This window comes from Sphaerochaeta pleomorpha str. Grapes (genome assembly GCF_000236685.1).
In the GTDB taxonomy this organism is placed as follows: Bacteria; Spirochaetota; Spirochaetia; order Sphaerochaetales; family Sphaerochaetaceae; genus Sphaerochaeta; species Sphaerochaeta pleomorpha.
In genome coordinates this window covers 3,506,871-3,525,270 of the sequence record NC_016633.1, presented here as the reverse complement: position 1 = coordinate 3,525,270, position 18,400 = coordinate 3,506,871, and the positions used below count along the sequence as shown (strand labels likewise).

At 44.2% G+C, this 18,400-nt stretch carries 13 protein-coding genes, 2 pseudogenes and 1 CRISPR repeat array; of the genes and pseudogenes, 3 read left to right on the top strand and 12 right to left on the bottom strand.

The features are described from left to right. Positions 1-24 precede the first annotated feature (24 nt). The 12 genes and pseudogenes from SPIGRAPES_RS17190 to SPIGRAPES_RS15995 form a co-directional block, all read right to left on the bottom strand. Positions 25-198 carry a hypothetical protein gene (locus tag SPIGRAPES_RS17190; protein ID WP_014271810.1) on the bottom strand — a complete coding sequence of 58 codons (174 nt, stop codon included), beginning with the start codon at positions 196-198 and terminating at the stop codon, positions 25-27. A 291-nt stretch (positions 199-489) separates the two neighbouring features. Then, positions 490-588 (bottom strand): annotated as a pseudogene (locus SPIGRAPES_RS17620) (IS30 family transposase); the annotation flags it as partial. 47 nt (positions 589-635) lie between these two features. Next, positions 636-1,343: pseudogene (locus tag SPIGRAPES_RS17115) on the bottom strand (IS30 family transposase); the annotation flags it as partial. A gap of 332 nt (positions 1,344-1,675) precedes the next feature. Then, positions 1,676-4,815: a CRISPR direct-repeat array (repeat unit 32 nt; unit sequence GTTTCAATTCACGCACCCGTGAAGGGTGCGAC). Between the two features lie 196 nt (positions 4,816-5,011). After that, on the bottom strand, positions 5,012-5,302 hold the full coding sequence (gene cas2, locus SPIGRAPES_RS16035; RefSeq protein WP_014271808.1) for a CRISPR-associated endonuclease Cas2: 291 nt from the start codon (positions 5,300-5,302) through the stop codon (positions 5,012-5,014). Positions 5,303-5,305: 3 nt separating this feature from the next. Continuing rightward, a complete protein-coding gene (gene cas1c, locus SPIGRAPES_RS16030; RefSeq protein ID WP_014271807.1) occupies positions 5,306-6,337 on the bottom strand; it encodes a type I-C CRISPR-associated endonuclease Cas1c in 1,032 nt (343 codons plus the stop codon). After that, positions 6,330-7,007, bottom strand: coding sequence for a CRISPR-associated protein Cas4 (cas4, locus tag SPIGRAPES_RS16025; protein ID WP_014271806.1), 678 nt, complete (start codon positions 7,005-7,007; stop codon positions 6,330-6,332). The genes cas1c and cas4 overlap by 8 nt, the downstream gene beginning before the upstream one ends. A gap of 83 nt (positions 7,008-7,090) precedes the next feature. Further along, positions 7,091-7,966, bottom strand: a complete 876-nt coding sequence (gene cas7c / locus SPIGRAPES_RS16020) for a type I-C CRISPR-associated protein Cas7/Csd2 (RefSeq protein ID WP_014271805.1) — start codon at positions 7,964-7,966, stop codon at positions 7,091-7,093. A gap of 10 nt (positions 7,967-7,976) precedes the next feature. Further along, on the bottom strand, positions 7,977-9,734 hold the full coding sequence (cas8c, locus tag SPIGRAPES_RS16015; protein ID WP_014271804.1) for a type I-C CRISPR-associated protein Cas8c/Csd1: 1,758 nt from the start codon (positions 9,732-9,734) through the stop codon (positions 7,977-7,979). Beyond that, positions 9,731-10,435, bottom strand: coding sequence for a type I-C CRISPR-associated protein Cas5c (gene cas5c, locus SPIGRAPES_RS16010; RefSeq protein ID WP_014271803.1), 705 nt, complete (start codon positions 10,433-10,435; stop codon positions 9,731-9,733). The genes cas8c and cas5c overlap by 4 nt, the downstream gene beginning before the upstream one ends. Positions 10,436-10,448: 13 nt before the next feature. Further along, positions 10,449-12,692: a CRISPR-associated helicase/endonuclease Cas3 gene (locus SPIGRAPES_RS16005; protein WP_014271802.1), complete on the bottom strand. Its 2,244-nt coding sequence runs from the start codon at positions 12,690-12,692 to the stop codon at positions 10,449-10,451. A 406-nt stretch (positions 12,693-13,098) separates the two neighbouring features. Then, positions 13,099-14,172 carry a hypothetical protein gene (locus SPIGRAPES_RS16000; protein WP_014271801.1) on the bottom strand — a complete coding sequence of 358 codons (1,074 nt, stop codon included), beginning with the start codon at positions 14,170-14,172 and terminating at the stop codon, positions 13,099-13,101. Continuing rightward, the gene (locus SPIGRAPES_RS15995; RefSeq protein ID WP_014271800.1) at positions 14,169-14,417 is read right to left on the bottom strand and encodes a TIGR03905 family TSCPD domain-containing protein; all 249 of its coding nucleotides are present in this window, start codon (positions 14,415-14,417) and stop codon (positions 14,169-14,171) included. Before SPIGRAPES_RS15995 ends, SPIGRAPES_RS16000 begins: the two co-directional genes overlap by 4 nt. A gap of 94 nt (positions 14,418-14,511) precedes the next feature. Between SPIGRAPES_RS15995 and SPIGRAPES_RS15990 the strand changes: the two genes are divergently transcribed. The 3 genes from SPIGRAPES_RS15990 to dinB are packed head-to-tail and all read left to right on the top strand — an operon-like array spanning position 14,512 to position 18,350. Beyond that, positions 14,512-15,990: a Mur ligase family protein gene (locus SPIGRAPES_RS15990; RefSeq protein WP_014271799.1), complete on the top strand. Its 1,479-nt coding sequence runs from the start codon at positions 14,512-14,514 to the stop codon at positions 15,988-15,990. Between the two features lie 15 nt (positions 15,991-16,005). Further along, the gene (locus SPIGRAPES_RS15985; protein WP_014271798.1) at positions 16,006-17,160 is read left to right on the top strand and encodes a D-alanine--D-alanine ligase; all 1,155 of its coding nucleotides are present in this window, start codon (positions 16,006-16,008) and stop codon (positions 17,158-17,160) included. Between the two features lie 5 nt (positions 17,161-17,165). Continuing rightward, positions 17,166-18,350 (top strand): DNA polymerase IV, encoded by a 1,185-nt coding sequence (dinB, locus tag SPIGRAPES_RS15980; protein ID WP_014271797.1) that lies wholly within the window; start codon positions 17,166-17,168, stop codon positions 18,348-18,350. Positions 18,351-18,400 lie beyond the last annotated feature (50 nt).

Here is an 18,400-nt window from a genome sequence, read left to right as displayed (position 1 = left end):
GTCTTACTCTCACTGAGCGCTCACTTATTTAGCAGCAGCCTTGAGACTGGCGTTACAAGACTTACAAACTTTAGCCTTTTCGCCTTCAACGGTGGCTTCATACAATACCTTGACTGCAGTGCGTTTACAAACAGGGCAAACACCACGTCCATGGTTGACTTCGGTACGGATGCCACTTCCTCTATGTGCTTTGGACATATCATTACTCCTTACAGGTTCATACAATCTACCGTTTGACTATATAGTGCGCACAATCGAGTGTCAAGTAGTTTCAATCCATGCCCCCACGCACGGTTTCTTGTAAAGAGAAATGTCCCTTTAATTCTTTCTTGGTTTTCTTCATCAGCATGCCTCCAGCAGTTTGATGTTAAGATCCATCAGTCCGAATGCTTCCTTGAAGGATTGCAAGGGAGTAGAACCGTTGAGGATTCTCCTTGGATAGGTGTTCATCCAGTCCTGGATCTCCTTTACTTCCTTAGCCTTGATGAAGGCGAAGTCCGTTCCTTTGGGAAGGAATCTTCTGATGATGCCGTTGTGGTTCTCGTTAGTGCCTCTTTCACAGGAACAATAGGGATGGGCGAAATACAATACAATACAGTCCTGGTTCCCTTGGTAAGTATCGACTTCTCCAGCCCCAGCACATCGGAGAACTCACTGCCGTTGTCAAACGTGACCGAGAGGAATATCAACCGGAACAGGCGGCTTCCGAGCTGCCTCTCCAACTTGTCGAATGCTTCCTTCACGGACTTAGCGGTCCTGTCCGGTATCTTCAGTATCAGCTCCATCCTGGTACTCCGCTCTACAAGCGTCAGCAGGCATTCCTTTGATCCGTTCTTTCTGCTGTAGACAGTGTCCCCCTCCCAGTGACCAGCCACCAGGCGCCTGAGGATTTCCCTCGGGCGGTGCTCTATGGACCGGGCGGCGAACTCCGCGTTGGAGTGCTTTCTCTTGCCCCCATGGCCCTTGTTGTGCTTGACCTTGCCTCTCCTCGGCAGGTTCTCGATTGTGACACCAGGGATGTCCCCGGCTTCTATCCAGTTGTACAGGGTCTTCTCGCAGATTCTCAGCCCCTCCGGCCACTCCTCATCCTTGTCAAGGGTCTTCAGTACGGCATAGGGGCTGTATTTGTCTTTCAGGATCAGGGGTGATATCCTTTGCACCAGTGCGTAGTGCCTGCCCGACTTGGGCAACGGGCCCTTGTACTTCATCTTCTCCTCTGCATCGATCTGGGCATGGTCCGCATTGTACTCCGCCCGGGAAAACGGGATTTCTCCGAGCACATGCTCCACCATACCCCGTTGCAGTTCCCTGCCTATCGTTTTGGCGCTCTTCTGGAAAATCATTCCCAGTACCGTAGGGCTTCGCTCTTTTCTGTATCCGTTGCTACCTGCGAAGTAGTATTGCAGCTTAAGCCTCTCGCCCCAAGAGAAATGGCTTCCCCTGCAGTGCTTTCCCAGTGTAAGATTCCTACGTCCCATGGTGTCTCCGTGTGTTTTTTGATTTGTGGTTAAACCAAAGATAGCACGGTTCCCATGGGATTCTATTTTTTCTGCATCTCGTCCTTTTTTTAGTGGACAGTTAATACTACTGCTCGCGCCATGCCCCCACGCACCCACCCCGCACCCGTGAAGGGTGCGACGTTGACCAAAACCTTTGCTGCTTCGATCTGGTTCTTGTTTCAATTCACGCACCCGTGAAGGGTGCGACCCTATATAGTGCGCACAATCGAGTGTCAAGTGGGTTTCAATTCACGCACCCGTGAAGGGTGCGACATACAACTCTTCTTCTACCGTCATAGCCATCGGTTTCAATTCACGCACCCGTGAAGGGTGCGACCAGAAGTTACAAGATGCTCTCAAGTCTGAGCAAGTTTCAATTCACGCACCCGTGAAGGGTGCGACGTGAGCAGGAACAGCTGTCTCCGGCTGTACAGGTTTCAATTCACGCACCTGTGAAGGGTGCGACATGCGTGTCGGGGATGATTGCGTTGCTACAATGGGTTTCAATTCACGCACCCGTGAAGGGTGCAACGTTCAAGTTCCAACGCCGGTATCTTGTTCGACTGGTTTCAATTCACGCACCCGTGAAGGGTGCGACTTTCCACTCGCAAACCCCCGAAATATCAATGTGGGGTTTCAATTTACGCACCCGTGAAGGGTGCGACTATCGTAGAGTAGCTTCATTTCTGGGGTTGCTACCGTTTCAATTCACGCACCCGTGAAGGGTGCGACGTATCTACTCCTGGTATCTCATCCACAACTTGTTTGTTTCAATTCACGCACCCGTGAAGGGTGCGACCAACGGAGGGTATGATATGCCTGTTAATAACAAGTTTCAATTCACGCACCCGTGAAGGGTGCGACTTTCATCTGGTCTGTAAACACCAAGGATACAGGGTTTCAATTCACGCACCCGTGAAGGGTGCGACTATTCAGCCCAGCGCCTATCCGATCCACCAGTTTGTTTCAATTCACGCACCCGTGAAGGGTGCGACATCACGTCTCGCAAGGCTTGGTGGCATGGTACCCATTGTTTCAATTCACGCACCCGTGAAGGGTGCGACGCTTCGCACTATACCACTTATCTTACATAGCTAGTTTCAATTCACGCACCCGTGAAGGGTGCGACACAAAAATAATCCCATTTAATTTTTGCGGTGTATATGTTTCAATTCACGCACCCGTGAAGGGTGCGACCAACAGTCTCTGCTTCGCTGGTGATATCCGGCTGGTTTCAATTCACGCACCCGTGAAGGGTGCGACAATTTCTTGCCTAGCCCTTTGCTCATTAATGCGTTTCAATTCACGCACCCGTGAAGGGTGCGACTCATGGTTCACCTTCCAGTTGAGTGATAGTGTGGAGTTTCAATTCACGCACCCGTGAAGGGTGCGACATACCTTGAATGCTAAAAAATTCCCAACACTTGGTTTCAATTCACGCACCCGTGAAGGGTGCGACTGCAAAATTGCTTAGCTTAATCACATAGGATTGTGTGTTTCAATTCACGCACCCGTGAAGGGTGCGACGCATGTTGATATCTAATAGCCGCTGTAGTAGCAGGTTTCAATTCACGCACCCGTGAAGGGTGCGACAGCAAGGTTGCCGGGGGTGGCGGTGGGTACTTTAGTTTCAATTCACGCACCCGTGAAGGGTGCGACTCTATCAAACCACCGACATCATAGGATGCCCATGTTTCAATTCACGCACCCGTGAAGGGTGCGACAATCAGTCTGCATTTCCAATCCATCTGATAAATCGTTTCAATTCACGCACCCGTGAAGGGTGCGACTTAGAATCTCGGAAACCTTGTTGATTATGGATGGTTTCAATTCACGCACCCGTGAAGGGTGCGACCATACGACGCTCACTACACTTCCGGTTGGTACGAGTTTCAATTCACGCACCCGTGAAGGGTGCGACCAGGCGGTCGTGCTCTGTCTTTATCTCTCTTGATGCGTTTCAATTCACGCACCCGTGAAGGGTGCGACGGAACGTCTGCCAACTTAGATATGTTCCAATCGGGGTTTCAATTCACGCACCCGTGAAGGGTGCGACACGCATATGACTATGATAGCATTGACGACTACTGGTTTCAATTCACGCACCCGTGAAGGGTGCGACAACTCATTGGATGCAGATATATGCTCAATCCGTTGTTTCAATTCACGCACCCGTGAAGGGTGCGACACTGCCGCCGCTATCGGATTCATTGTTTCTAATGTTTCAATTCACGCACCCGTGAAGGGTGCGACCATTTGTTAACTCCTTGTCCTTAATAGAGCACAGTTTCAATTCACGCACCCGTGAAGGGTGCGACTAGTCGTAAAAGCGATATCCTGCGCCCACATGGTGTTTCAATTCACGCACCCGTGAAGGGTGCGACGATATCATCACCCTGCAACACAATGTCACCGAGCGGTTTCAATTCACGCACCCGTGAAGGGTGCGACACGAGATACCTCAACCTTTCGATTCTGTGGAGATGTTTCAATTCACGCACCCGTGAAGGGTGCGACTTGCGGGAAAACATTTCTTCTATCTGATCAACGGGTTTCAATTCACGCACCCGTGAAGGGTGCGACTTGGAGTTGGTGCGGTTACCGACAGGGTAAAAGGTGGTTTCAATTCACGCACCCGTGAAGGGTGCGACTTCATTTTTGAGAGTGACAGACCCCTCGTAATCGATGTTTCAATTCACGCACCCGTGAAGGGTGCGACAGTATTTGAGCGTTATAGCTACACCTGGTAGTTGTGTTTCAATTCACGCACCCGTGAAGGGTGCGACGGTCCTGAGCAGTGCCTCATTTACGAATATGTGGTTTCAATTCACGCACCCGTGAAGGGTGCGACTTCTTCGTTGTCCAGTTCACCGGGTGCAATGCGCGGTTTCAATTCACGCACCCGTGAAGGGTGCGACTAGTTATTTTAATGATTGGTACGCTTGGTGGTTGTTTCAATTCACGCACCCGTGAAGGGTGCGACTAGTTATTTTAATGATTGGTACGCTTGGTGGTTGTTTCAATTCACGCACCCGTGAAGGGTGCGACTTCGTGTGAAACATCTTCGGTCATAACGGCTGAGGTTTCAATTCACGCACCCGTGAAGGGTGCGACACGTACCTTTGTAATCACTCCAAGCACTGGACGTGGTTTCAATTCACGCACCCGTGAAGGGTGCGACTATGTGCATATCGATCAAAGCACATTGCCCGTAAAGGTTTCAATTCACGCACCCGTGAAGGGTGCGACGTCATTGGTGTTGTTCCTATTGGGTGATGGTCATTGTTTCAATTCACGCACCCGTGAAGGGTGCGACGGTACTAAAAATATTATATTACATGAAATGGAATTACAACTACTTATTTGCGAACGTTGGAAACAAGGATAGTTTTAGATGTCATATCCTACGCTGAAAAATTTCAAATATCTAACTTATAGGTAATTAATTAATTTGCGAACCTAATGGTAATTTATGTATGCTTAGGGTTCGCAAAATCATTTTCTTTGAAATATCAAACAATAATTGGGCCTTGTAAATCTATTGATTCTTTGACACCAACATGCTCAATCTTTCTCGTCCAATTTGCTCCAAGATAGTAATAACGCAAACTATCCTTCTCTTTATCCATGATTGACTCAAGCTTATGTTTCAAGAAGATCCATTGGGCAGGCTCCACAATGCATTCAAAAACAGAAAACTGAACACGTTGCCCATAATTTGTGCATTCTTTTGCAATTCTTCTCAACCTCTTAGGTCCATCCTCACTCGAAACCATAATATCATAACTGACAAGAACCATCATGATTTACCTCCAGAAAAATGGTGGATAACCATCAATATCACCCCGAATATACCTCGCTAATAAAGTAGCTTGAACATGAAAGAGCAATCCAATCTGGATATCTTCATTTATAAAGGGATGATGAATTTGTTCCTGCTTTCTCTTTTGATACTCTACAAGAACAAGTTTCCTTGTATCATCATCCATAGTAATCGCCCCATTTATTGCTTTATAAAAGCCATTCTTTTTTACTTGGCCTCTATTAATTAGCGACAGAACCAATCGATCCGCAATAACAGGCCTGAACTCTTCCATCATATCTAAGGCCAATCCATATCGCCCAGAACGATCACAATGCAAAAACCCTACAGAAGGGTCGAGACCTACCGTTTCTAGAGCAGACCGAACATCATGGGAAAGAAGTGTATAAATAAAAGAGAGTAAAGCATTTACTTCATCTAAAGGTGGCCTTCGGTTTCTAGTCTGAAAGATAAAATCTTCCTTCTGACTTACAATCAAATCATTAAAAACAGAAAAATATTCAGCTGCAGCAAGCCCCTCATATCCTCTTACTTCATCCACTGAAGTAGCGCTTAAAACTTGGCTAACAGCCCTATCCATGCTTATAGAACTTTCTTTCATCTTTTTTATATCAAACTTGGTGCCATGATCTCGCATAGCTCTATTAAGAACAATACGACAATTGACGATCTTAGCACTAACCAAATTCTTAACGATTATCGTCGATATCTCGCTATCATCAGCAAAACGATATTGTTGACGACGTAATAATACATTTCCAGATACAGGACCGCGGACAGAAGCTAAGAATCTACCATATTCTGTCATGAAAGAAACCGAAACATTTTTCTCTGAGCAAAAGCCAAGTAAAAAAGGCGAACACAGGACATTCCCAAAACAAACAATCCCCTTGATTGTATGTATTGGAATTTGTAAAACTTTCTTTGTAGCCAACTCAACAACTACAGTTTCACCTTCCTTCCGGAGATAAGACCCTTGAGAACTGACATAAAGAGTATTCAATAATTTAATCATTGCTCAATCCTTCAGTTATATACTCCATTCGATTAAAGGAAATTTGAGATTTAACATAGTCAGAAACAGCAAGTTGCCTCGAGCTTATGATTTTTGGACAGCAAATCTCCTTCAGAGAACAAGCATCACATAATTTTGGATGATAAACAGGCAAAGGTGTAAACGAACCCTTTAACAATTCTTGAGCACGCCTAACCAATCCTTTTGTTTTAGTAATTAAACAATTATCAAAAAGCACATCAACTCGCCTATGGTCTTGTAGGTAAAATATCTGTCCTTTTGGAATCTTTATTGCAAATATTTCCTCAAGACATATTGCCTGGGCACAAAGTTGGACCAAATCGACATCAGTCTGTTTTGCGCTTCCCCTTTTGAACTCAACCGGACAGATAGTTTCAATTTCTCTATTGGGCGTGTATAAAACTTCAACAAGATCACAAATACCAACCAAACCAATTTCCATGGATCTGATATTAAGACTGTACTCCTGATAAAACAGTTTCCTTGATTCATGGTGAATCATATCAACCCGTTCATGAAGAATATCCCCTTCTACTGTGAATCTATTTTCATCCCAAAGGCCTTCCAAATGAATCAAGGCAAATTGTCTTTCGCAGTAAAGTAGATGCTGTATAGAAGATATTGGAAGGAGGTCCCTTTCATCAAACACAATCCACTCCTTATCATTCTGACAAAAATAGAGTCAAACCCTTGGGTAGATTCCTTAGGTTTGGCTCTATTTACTAACAATTTTTACACGGGGATTATGTTCTTCTTATTATCCAATAATTGCCCATCCAAGGTAACCTTATAATCAGAAAAACTTCTTGCTGGCTTGTCCTGATCTGTTTTTCGCTCAACAGAAACCCTTGCAAACAAATCTTGTGCCGGCTTGTCACCTAGTAGTGAGGAATGCTCAAATATAATTAACCGCTGTGTACTCATGAACCCCCTTGCAGCTGACCTGTCATAGTCAAACATATTTAACAATGAATCCCAAAGAAGCTCTAAATCATCAGTATCAAATCCTGTCTGACGAGCTAAATGAGGAGAAATAAAACCGTGAATTTGGTAGAGACCATAGGGAATCGTGTATTTTCTTCCCATAGTTCTGTTATCTCCGGATTGTTTTTCAGCTTCTTCTTCTGTAGTTACAGCCATCCTTGTGATACTATGTTCGGCCGCGATGACAGGGTCAATCGAACGGGCAAATGTGAATTGGACTGGTCCTCTAACTTGACCGCAATTGATTTTTGTGGTCATGACAGCACCAAAAGTCCGGATATCAAAAAAGTTCTTACACATCCAAAGCTTAGCTTCCTCTGTCTTGTCCCCACCCTTTCGTTTTGAGGTATCCTTTGCAAGATCGACTCCCAAGGCTTCAAAAGCTCGTTTGTTAGAATTGTTGAGGATAGCCTTTTCCTTTATGTAAATTTCATAAGGAGGTTGGTTTCCTTTGACGATATCTACATAATTACGAATTTTCCGTTTGATACAGACATCTGTCACCAAACCATTGCCAGTTTCAGGATCAATCCTTGGCAAGTTACCAGCATCAGGGTCTCCGTTGGGGTTACCATCACGTACATCAAATAACAGAATGAAGTCATAACGCTTTTGCAATTCCATTTCAAACCTCCTATTTATCAGACAATTCAGTTTCTTTTTTTGTGAAAAAAGCTTGTCGCTGGTGATAATAACCAACTGCAAACCTTCCCTGTTCATTCAGATTGAGATGTGCAGGAAATTCATCAATATGACTTACAATCTCATTTATCTGCCGTTCAAGTTGGATTCTTCTTCCTGGATTCTCGATTTTCGCCAGGTGGTGTCGCATTAAGCGCATCAATGTTCCAAAAACAGATACAGGGGTGCTACACGCCGACCCGTAATACCTATCAGCGATACTCGCATTTATCCCTGGGTTTGCTTCTTCCTGAATCTTGGTTAGTGTTGAAAACAAACGCCCTAGCTGATACCCTATCGAAGGTTGATCGATATCTAGTGACATATCTAACTCCTTTTGATTTTGTTTTGGATATAATCGTAAATTCCTATTTAAAATTGCTTTAAGCAATGCTGCCCTAACAGGGGGAACCCTGTTTTCCCCATCATTTTTTATTCTCCGTAAAGTCATTTGCAGTAGACTCTGCGGATAGGGAGTTCCCATAAGTATTGAACGCATAAAGTCAGATGAAATATTCGGTGGAATGTTTTCACTTTTTCCTTGGACAGCAATATTGACCAAAAGACGCCATATTGAATAATATTCCGGTTCGTTCGGCGGCTTCACAATTGCAAGATCCTCAAAATATACCCTAATTCTTTTAGAAAAATCCGAAACTATGCCATTAAACCAAAACCGGATAGAAATTCGTGCCGCATTAGGAGAAAGACCTAGGACATAAAAGGGGTCTTCACAGGAATCAGCATAATATTCACCAGTCTTAGGTGAATCCATCAGACTTCGAATACTTTGGGTATTTGCATTCGGATCATCCTTTGAAGGTTCTGCGAAAAATTTTAGGAAATCTTTTTCAAATTGATTCATCCTACCTGCCCAAAACACTGTTGAGGCATCCCCAATCTGCATTCTTTGTTTTGAGTTTTTTCCTAACAAGGTATTTAAAGCAGTAGTATAGGTAAACATTGCTTTTTCACTAATAGGAGCATTCTCACCTTGTTTTTTGCCATATGAATTGAAAGGTGAGAGGTTGAAGGAAACAATATTTGCACCAGAAGACTGGGCACCATACACCCCTTTGATGGCTGTATGTAAAGTACAGATGCTATCCTTTTCACCAGAAACCAAGCATACCTGCTGAGTTGCATCATTTTTTTTCGGTTCGATCTTAGCCAAAGCCTTCTTTACTTCATTGTTCTGGCAGTACAACTGAAGATCTTGAGAAAAACGAAAACTAACGTTGGGGTTAACCACTGCAATCTCTTCCCAGCAAGGAAAGCTACGAAGATCGTCCAAACTTATCGAATGTAGGAAATGAATCAAGGCACTCTTTTTGGGCGAGTCAATCAGTTCTGTTTCTATGCGTTCAATGAAAGCTTGATGTTCTTTGGGTAGTCTTTCGATTTTCTTTTTTGCCTGAGTCTCGGACATTTTTTTTGTATCTAGATACCCCGTGACATAACCAACAGTATCCCATAGAAGATTTGCTGCAACACCTGATGTTTTCTTGACTCCTTGAGGGACTAGAAAGGTCTTGGCAAGTTTTTTATTGCCTTCCCCCTCCCTTGTATCTTCCACATTTAAAAGAGATCCCTGTTCATCCAAGACAAATATAAACGGAATTTCCTTTTTTTCCCAACCTAATGGAGCGATTAGATCTTTTCCATTTCCATCCAGGCGATAATAATACTCCGACAAAGCTTGTAGTATCATGAGAGGACCTCCAAAGTTCGTGCATCGGTATCAATACAACCTTGGACCATTCGTGCTTTAAAGAATGTAGGTGTTGGAAAATCATTTTTAGAAAAATCCATATCATAAAGCATCCAACCTAAATCTTGGTCTGTTGCAATTGGCTTTTTCCCCTGACTAGAAGTTGAAGAATCGATAAGACTAAAATAACAAGCGAACTCTCGACACCCTAAATAGGGATGATGAAAATACTGTCCCTTCCGAGCTCTTCTATCAAACATTGCAGCATACTTTGCAGGCGATTCGTCTGTCCTATCGTCTTCAGATTCACTGGAAGTAGTATTTCGTACTTCAGGAGGTAAATATTCAAAATAAGCATGGATCCTATAATGAACATCACATAGAATCATACTTGCGCGTTGTTGCCTATTCTCTTCAATGATAATCTCCGGCATTTCTTCTACAGTCCCTTCCATTTGGGATTTTGAAGGCATAGAAGCGATTTTCCCGATTTCATTTCTCCGCACCGAAACCCATTTTATAGGATTCAATACTTCTATCTTGGTAATATGCCAAACGATAGCAGGTTTCCAAAAAATCGCCTCAAAAATAGCCCTAGCAGCTGAAGGTGTTATAACATCGTAGCTTACTCGTTCGACTTTCATTTCAGGACGAGTAAAACAAGCATAATCACCCCACACTTCCAATATCCAATCGTCCATCGGTATCCTCCATTCAAACCATAAAAGTTTCAGGGTTTTGGCAAGTCTCATCCACCAAAAGCCCTTTTTGAAAATCATATTCAACCATACTATTTAATGCATAAACTTCAGGAAACACTTCAACTAGTGAGCCTCGTCGCAGAAGTTTTGTATATTCATTTTTGTAGATTGAAACTGAATATCGCTGTAATTTTCGAAAAATCGCCCTGTAGTTTTTGTTATCTTTTTCATAGGGCCCACCTGAAGTAAGTTCTTCGAGTAATTTGGAACCTTTACAGTAAGGAACAAAAATACTTACCATATTACTATCATCAATAATTTTGCATTGTTCTGATGCTGTCCTGAACTGGATCCCCAGGTTCTTAGGGTCAGAAATTTCTAGCAAATCAACGATACCTTTAGCATCGAAAGAATTCGCAAGCCAATACAAACGCGAGAAATAATTCCTATATAGTGAAGGATCCAGAAAATCATAAAATCCTTCATTTAGTAAACTAATCGATGCATCTGTAGCTTTTCGGAGGATACCAACAGGAGGTCTACGGGGAGAAACAAACACAACAAGCTTACCCTTTTCCAATACCCCTTCCCTATTACAACGCCCTGCTGCCTGAGCAATAGAATCAAAGCCAGCAATGGATCGATAGACTACGGGAAAATCTATGTCAACTCCGGCTTCAATAAGCTGGGTGCTTATCACTCTGACTGGCCCATTCCCTTTGAGCTTTTCCTTAATCTCAGCAATGATATCGCTTCTATGCTCAGGGCACATCAAAGCAGATAGATGATACGTGCCTACTGGCATCAAGGCATGCAATTCCCTACAGCTTTTTCTGTCAGAAACAATACACAAAACTCGTTCATATGTTGTAAGTTCAAAAGCGATGCTTTCAAAAGACCTTATAGTATTGATATCTACACTCTGTAATTCAACTCTTCTCAAGGCTTTATACAGAAATGGGACATCTTGTATGATTTCCCTGACTTTTCCCTTTGCGAAGCCAGGGAACTGTGGAAAATCATCTTGTTTTTCAAATGCAGGTTGTGTGGCTGTGCAAAACAGGGTTGTGGTTTTATAATGGCTACAAATCAATTCCAAACTTTCTAAAATAGGCTTCAGATATTCTATCGGCAGTAGCTGTACCTCATCGAAAATAACCACACTATTTGCAATATTATGCAGCTTTCTGCAACGGCTAGGCTTGGAAGCGAATAAAGATTCAAGGAACTGAACGCTGGTTGTTACAATAATCGGTGCATCCCAATTTTCAGAAGCAAGGCGAACCTTTTGGGATGAGAGACTCATGTCAAAGTTGGAGTGGTGTTCAATAACTTGGTCCTCACCGAAAATTTGTTTGAAAATATTTGCTGTCTGTTCAATGATACTTGTGTAGGGAATAACATAAATAATTCTTTTCTTTGCATAAATTTCAATATGACTTAATGCAAAAGCAAGACTAGCAAGGGTTTTTCCTCCTCCTGTAGGTACAGTCAACGAAAACATCCCTGGTGCTTTCTTTGCTGCATTCTTACAATCTTTAAGAACCAGTTGCCGAACCTTATATATTGGAGTGTCCTTTTTTATGCTTACTTGGGTTACCAAATTTTGCATATACTGTTCAAACATACTGATTAAGACAGAAAAAGGAAGATAGCTTGAACGCAGAGCAGAGGCACTAGAATCCATATAGCTCTCAGTATCTAAAAAATCAGCATCAACTAAAGAAGAAAAAACCATACGCATCCAAAGAGATATATCAAGGCCAGTAGTAGGAAACTGCCACGGAGGCGTCAACCTGCTCTCCAAATTATCAGATTTCCTGTATTCTGCATGAATCCCATCTATTTTTGTTTGCTGCAGCCGAAAATGCAATGAACTCTGGGAGCCTTCCCAATCAGGAAGACCCGTGTGATGACCTGAAATAAGATAGGAAAGAATCCTTCCAGAAATACCTGGGATTTTCTGCTCTACTAATTTTGAGCTTGGTGAAGAATGATCAAGCCGAGAATTTTTACCGTCACTGTCGGGGGATTCATAACCACTTTGCTGACGTATGTATTCCTGCCATTCATCTGTTCCCTTACCTGTATCGTGATTGATACCGGCCTCATAGCCCCAAGAGGAAGAACAAAATTCTGCTGAAAAGTCTGAAGCCATTCTTGCCACATTCTCTAAATGATCTATCAAGTTCTGGGGAGTATCCCAGTGATCGTTCTCATCTTTTTTACAATGGGCAATATCAACTCTAGCTTTCACTTTTAATATTTTTCCTTTACCAAAACAAAGCTATATGAAATATTTCTTTGCTAATTGTTCATAACACTAGCCTTCCAAAATGACTTTGTCAAACTTTTTCCCTATCTGGTTTTTACAGTATTACCCATACCCAATGACATATAGTGTCATAGGTAAGGGCAAAAGAATAAAATCATTGCTTTTCCTATTTTCTTCCAGGTATATCTTTACGGAAACATATTGGATATGAGTCCTTGATTTTAGAAATAGGAGACACCCTTCATGACGCAATAAAGCCAGACAAAATCTTCATGTCTAGTAATCGATAATCAAAGAGGTGTTATTTATTTGGAGATGATAAAGGCCAAAAACAAAATATTGCTTGCTTTAAAGCTGGTAAAATCTTAGTGTCAATACCACGGCACTCTTACACTGCGAAGCTCATTGCCAAGGTAATGGCAACAGAAGAGTCATCATCTTTTGTTCCCAGGTACCAATCCAAGGGAATGGAACAGGCTAGGTCAAGAGAGACCCTATTGAGTTGGATTTCGAGGCCAATGGTATGGATGCCGTTTTCAGGGACAATTGCAAAGAAATCGCCAATGTCAGGCTTAATCTCCCGATACCCGTTATTCAGGCTCACCGACCAGAAAGGCAGTAGCTGCAACTTGATATCCAACCCAAATCGCACTTCCCTCGTTTCAAGATCCCCGATATTACATAAATCAAGCGCTGACTCGATTTTAAAAAGATTAAGCTGATTGGTACTGTCGTACGTCGGGGAACTGAGTGCAAACCCCCATCGTAAAGTCTTGAACAAAGACTCTGAGCTAATTGCCAAAGAGTCATCACCTTGGGCATAGGCAAAAGCATCACTGGTTACACCCATTTTAAACCAGTCATAATTCAAGAGAAGCCCCAGACCTGCTGAGACAATGGCATCTTCCTCCAGAGTCTCATACTTACCCAAGACAGTCTCTACAAAATAATCCCCGACAGTATAGGCATCCCTGACAAGAATCGGTGACCGCTCGGAAAAAGAAACAGCCCTCAGACTGAGACCAAAGGCAATTTTATTAGAACCTACAGCCCAGTCAAGCTGAAACAAAGTGCTCGACTTTGCTACATAGGTAGTATAATCGGCAAAGACAGTACGATCAGAAAGAGAAGTCTGGGATTCCAAAGTCAAGGCAAGGCTTCTACCGCTGAACGAAACACAAAAATCTGAAACAGGACTATCGACAAAGGGATTGGGTTCGCCATTGCTAAAGTTCGTAGGAACCATATAATCCTTGTAGCTACCCGACACATAGAATGAGGAATCGGTAACATCACGGAAATAAAGCGCAGCAGGATTAGCAAAAAATGAAGTTGAGGAAGTCAAAGCCAGACCTGCCGAACCAGAACCAATCGAACTGAGATCGGTACGATCCAAAGGCGAAGAGCCTAGACTTGCGAGACAGAATGTAAGAACACAACCAAGCACAAACCTTTTTTTCATGAAACTGCCTTGAGAGCCTTTGCCAGCTGGTCCGGGCAACTGGTTTTTCTTTTCCCGCAGGTTATCCCCTCCAGCTTGGTCACCACCACAGAAGCTTCCTGACCAAGGCAAAGGGCGATAATTCCGCTATGGTTACCCTCACAACCACCTTCAATATGAATATCTGTTATGATATTCCTTTCATCCACAGTTACAGTTATACCACGGGAACAGACCCCTTGGGGTTTATATGTATAGGTTTTCATAATAATACCCAAGCATACCAAAAACAAAACAAACAAACCACTATCAGTTGCACTATCAGTTGCATTGGTTTTGCAACCCTGCTACCATAGCCACATGGAAAAGCTTGCAGATTTGCTGAATGCGACCGGGTTGGACGGATCTATCGTCGATAGCAACCTTTGCTTGACCTCGCTCTGCTACGACTCCAGGCAATGCAAACCAGATTGCGCCTTTTTTGCCTTTGACGGCATTCACACCGATGGACAGAACTATATACCCCAAGCCATCGAAAACGGTGCAATCTGCATAATCAGCAAAACAGAACCCAAGGACAAACAACAGGGAATCTACTATTTCCAAACTCCAAATCCCCGTTCCCTCTTTGCCAACATGTGTGCAGCCTTCTATGATTATCCTGCAAAAAAGCTTATTCTCATAGGAATAACGGGAACCGACGGGAAAAGCACCACCTGTGACTACCTGCATCAAATCCTTACTAAACATGGAATAAAGACAGGATTACTGGGAACCGTATCCATGGATGACGGCAAAAAAAAACAAATCTCACCCTATCGCCAAAGCACCCCGGAAGCTGATTCCCTACAACAATTCCTCAGTCGATGTGCAGACAATGGACTGACCCATGTGATTTTGGAATGCACCAGCCATGCACTAAGCAAAGAATATGACCGGCTTGCAACGCTAACCTATGATGTGGCTATCGTAACTACCGTAACCAGTGAGCATATGGAATTCCATAAGACCCATAGCGCCTATGTCGATGCAAAATGCAACCTAGTGAGAAACCTCAAAAAGAACGGCAAGTTCATATCGACAACCGACAACCCTTCGCTGCAAGCTTTCCTTTCCTGCCTTACAAAAGACAAAGAGGCATGTATCCTCCACCGCGACATACAATGCACCATCGAAAAAAAGGAAGCAGGACAGGTTCTCTGCACCGTAGGAAACAAAACAGTAGCGCTTTCCTGTGTACTGCCCTGCCTTGCAAGCAACGCCATGCTCGCAGCCCTCGGAGCCTCCTATCTTCTGCATACCCCATTTACCACCCTTTTCCCCTCATTAGAAGAACTCCAACCGGTTACAGGTAGGATGAACACCATCGAAAACCCCTTTGGCTTGCAAATTTTCATAGACTTCGCACATACCGCCGATGCGTATGAAAAATTGTTCTCTTCCTTTGCAACTGAGCACGAAAGAGGCAAACTGATCGCCGTCTTCGGCTGTGCAGGCGAACGGGACACCAGTAAACGAGCCCCCATGGGCTACATTGCCGCAACCTATGCCGATATCCTCATCCTCACCGAGGAAGACCCCCGTAAAGAAGGGAACGAAGCAATTTTCTCAGACCTCTTGAGCCTCGTTACAGAAGTTGGGGATAAAAACCTTATCATCGAAAAAATACCAGATAGAAAAAAAGCAATCGAACGGGCTTTTTCCCTTTCCCACAACGGAGATACCCTCTTGTTTCTGGGAAAAGGCCATGAAACCTCCATTGAACGAGCAGAGGGTAAAATACCCTGGAATGAAGAAGAACAAGTCAGAATTGCCTTGCATACCTATCAGAAAGCCTAAAAGGAGAATCAACAGATGCATGTTGCCCTACTCTACGGAGGACGCTCCAGCGAACACAACGTATCGATCAAGAGTGCCCAGAACATATACACCATCTTGAAAAAACTTGGCCATGCGGTATTGCCAATAGGCATCTCGCTTAGTGGCACCTTTCATTTACAGGAAGACAAACCGATACAGGAAACCATCGATCAGAGACAAAACGTCACTGTGCTGCCTGGTCTTGGGTTCAGCTGCAACAACAACCTTCTTCCCATCGAGGTAGCCTTTCCGGTAACCCATGGAATGGGAGGGGAAGACGGGAATCTCCAAGGACTTTGTTTTCTTGCCCAGATACCTTTATGCGGTTGCGACACCGTTTCAAGTGCGCTCGGCATGCATAAGGAACTTGCCCAACAGCTGTTTGCCAGTGCCGGCATCCCTACGGTCCCCACCTTAAGTCTCAATGCCAACGCAATTGCCTGGCTTAAGGAAGTTGAAGGGGCAAGCCTGCCCGCCTTCCTCGGCGAACATTTCTTTTGCAGCACCTGCACTACCCGCATCGAGATAGCGCTACCGCGCATTCTCAAACAACTGGGGCCCTCCCTACTGGTAAAACCGGAAAACAGCGGATCATCGGTTGGAGTCACCGCCTTAAAAACCCCAACGGGGGAAACACTTCTCTCGGCAATAGCCTATGCAGCAAAATTCAGTGAATGCGTACTTCTCCAGCGTTTGATCGAGCCCATGGTAGAAATCGAGTGCGCAGTCCTTACCACACAAGACAAAGGGCTTCTCGTCGCAGGCCCAGGACTCGTAATCGACCCGGCAAAACAAAATGCAGGGTTTCTCACCTATGCACACAAATACGGGCAGATAGACACCGCCCATATGCAAATCCCCTCCACTTTAGACGGGGAAACCGAAAAGACAATCCGCGATTACGCAAAGAAAGCCTTTTTATCAATCAAAGGGGATGGGTATGCCAGGGTGGACTTTTTCTTTAGTGACGGTTTACTGTATATCAATGAGATCAACACGCTACCGGGAATGACTGCTACCAGCCACTACCCGGTACTTATGCAATCGTGCGGGTATTCTCTTGAGCAAGTCGTGCAGACACTCTTGGATCATACGATTCTACGTGCCCAAGAGGAAAAAGGACGTACCTACGTTCCACCAGGAATTTGATCGATATGAACACGGAAAAGGTGTATTTTCACGTTGACATGGATGCTTTCTTTGCCGCTATCGAAGAGCGAGACCATCCCGAATACAAGGGAAAATGTCTGGTAATCGGAGGTTTGGGGCCAAGAAGTGTCGTTTCTACCGCATCCTATGCGGCAAGGAAATTCGGGGTACATTCAGCCATGCCCATGGGTCAGGCCCTGCGGCTCTGCCCCTCGGCAATCGTTGTGCAACCCAACATGAAACACTACAGCCAAGTCAGCAAGGGCATAATGCAGATTTGCCGCACGTTCTCTCCCGAAGTCCAGCAATTATCGATCGATGAAGCCTTTTTGGATATGAGCGGGACCCGCCGGCTCTATGGGCTGCCCCGCGAAGCGGCAATGCTGCTTAAAAAGAAGGTAACCGAAGAAACCGGTTTGACCATCTCCGTTGGGATTGCACCTTCCCGGTTCATAGCAAAAATGGCAAGCGACTATAACAAACCCGATGGACTGTGCAGGGTTTCCCCGGGAAAAGAAATTGCGTTCATTGATGCCGTAGGATTGAAAAAACTCTGGGGAGTCGGGAAAGTAACCAGGGCCTTGCTGGAAAAACACCATATCATGACAACAGAACAACTCAGGGGATTTACCCAAAGTACCCTGCAGTCGCTTTTCGGACAATCGATGGGATCCTTTCTGTATAACGCGGCACGGGGTATCGATCCTGGGCTCTTTACCTGTGAAGCGAAAAGCCATTCCATTTCAAGTGAAATTACCTTTGACGAAGACATATCCAGTGCCTCTATACTGGAACAATACTTGCTCCAGATGAGCCATGAGGTGATGTTCAGGTCGCTTGACGAGAAACAAATCGGGAGGACCATTGGTATAAAAGTCAGACTCCCCGACTTTACTACCTATACCTGCCAGACCACCCCGAAGGCAAACATCTACAGTGCCGAGCAGATATTCAGCTACTCCAAGCAATTGCTTGCCCAAAAGTGGCATGAGGGAATCCCCATTCGGCTACTCGGTGTTGGCCTCTACCAGTTGTATGAAGGGGATAAACCCATGCAGGAAGAATTATTCGAAGACCCCTATAGTAAAAAGAGGGAACTTGAGAAACTCATTTTGGAAATGCATAAAAAAGGACAGAACGTTTTCAAGGCCACCAACCTTGAACAGAACGAAATCAAAGTAAAAGAGTAGTAATTAGCCATTCCCCTTGACTGGAAAATATATTTCCTGAATAGTTTGGC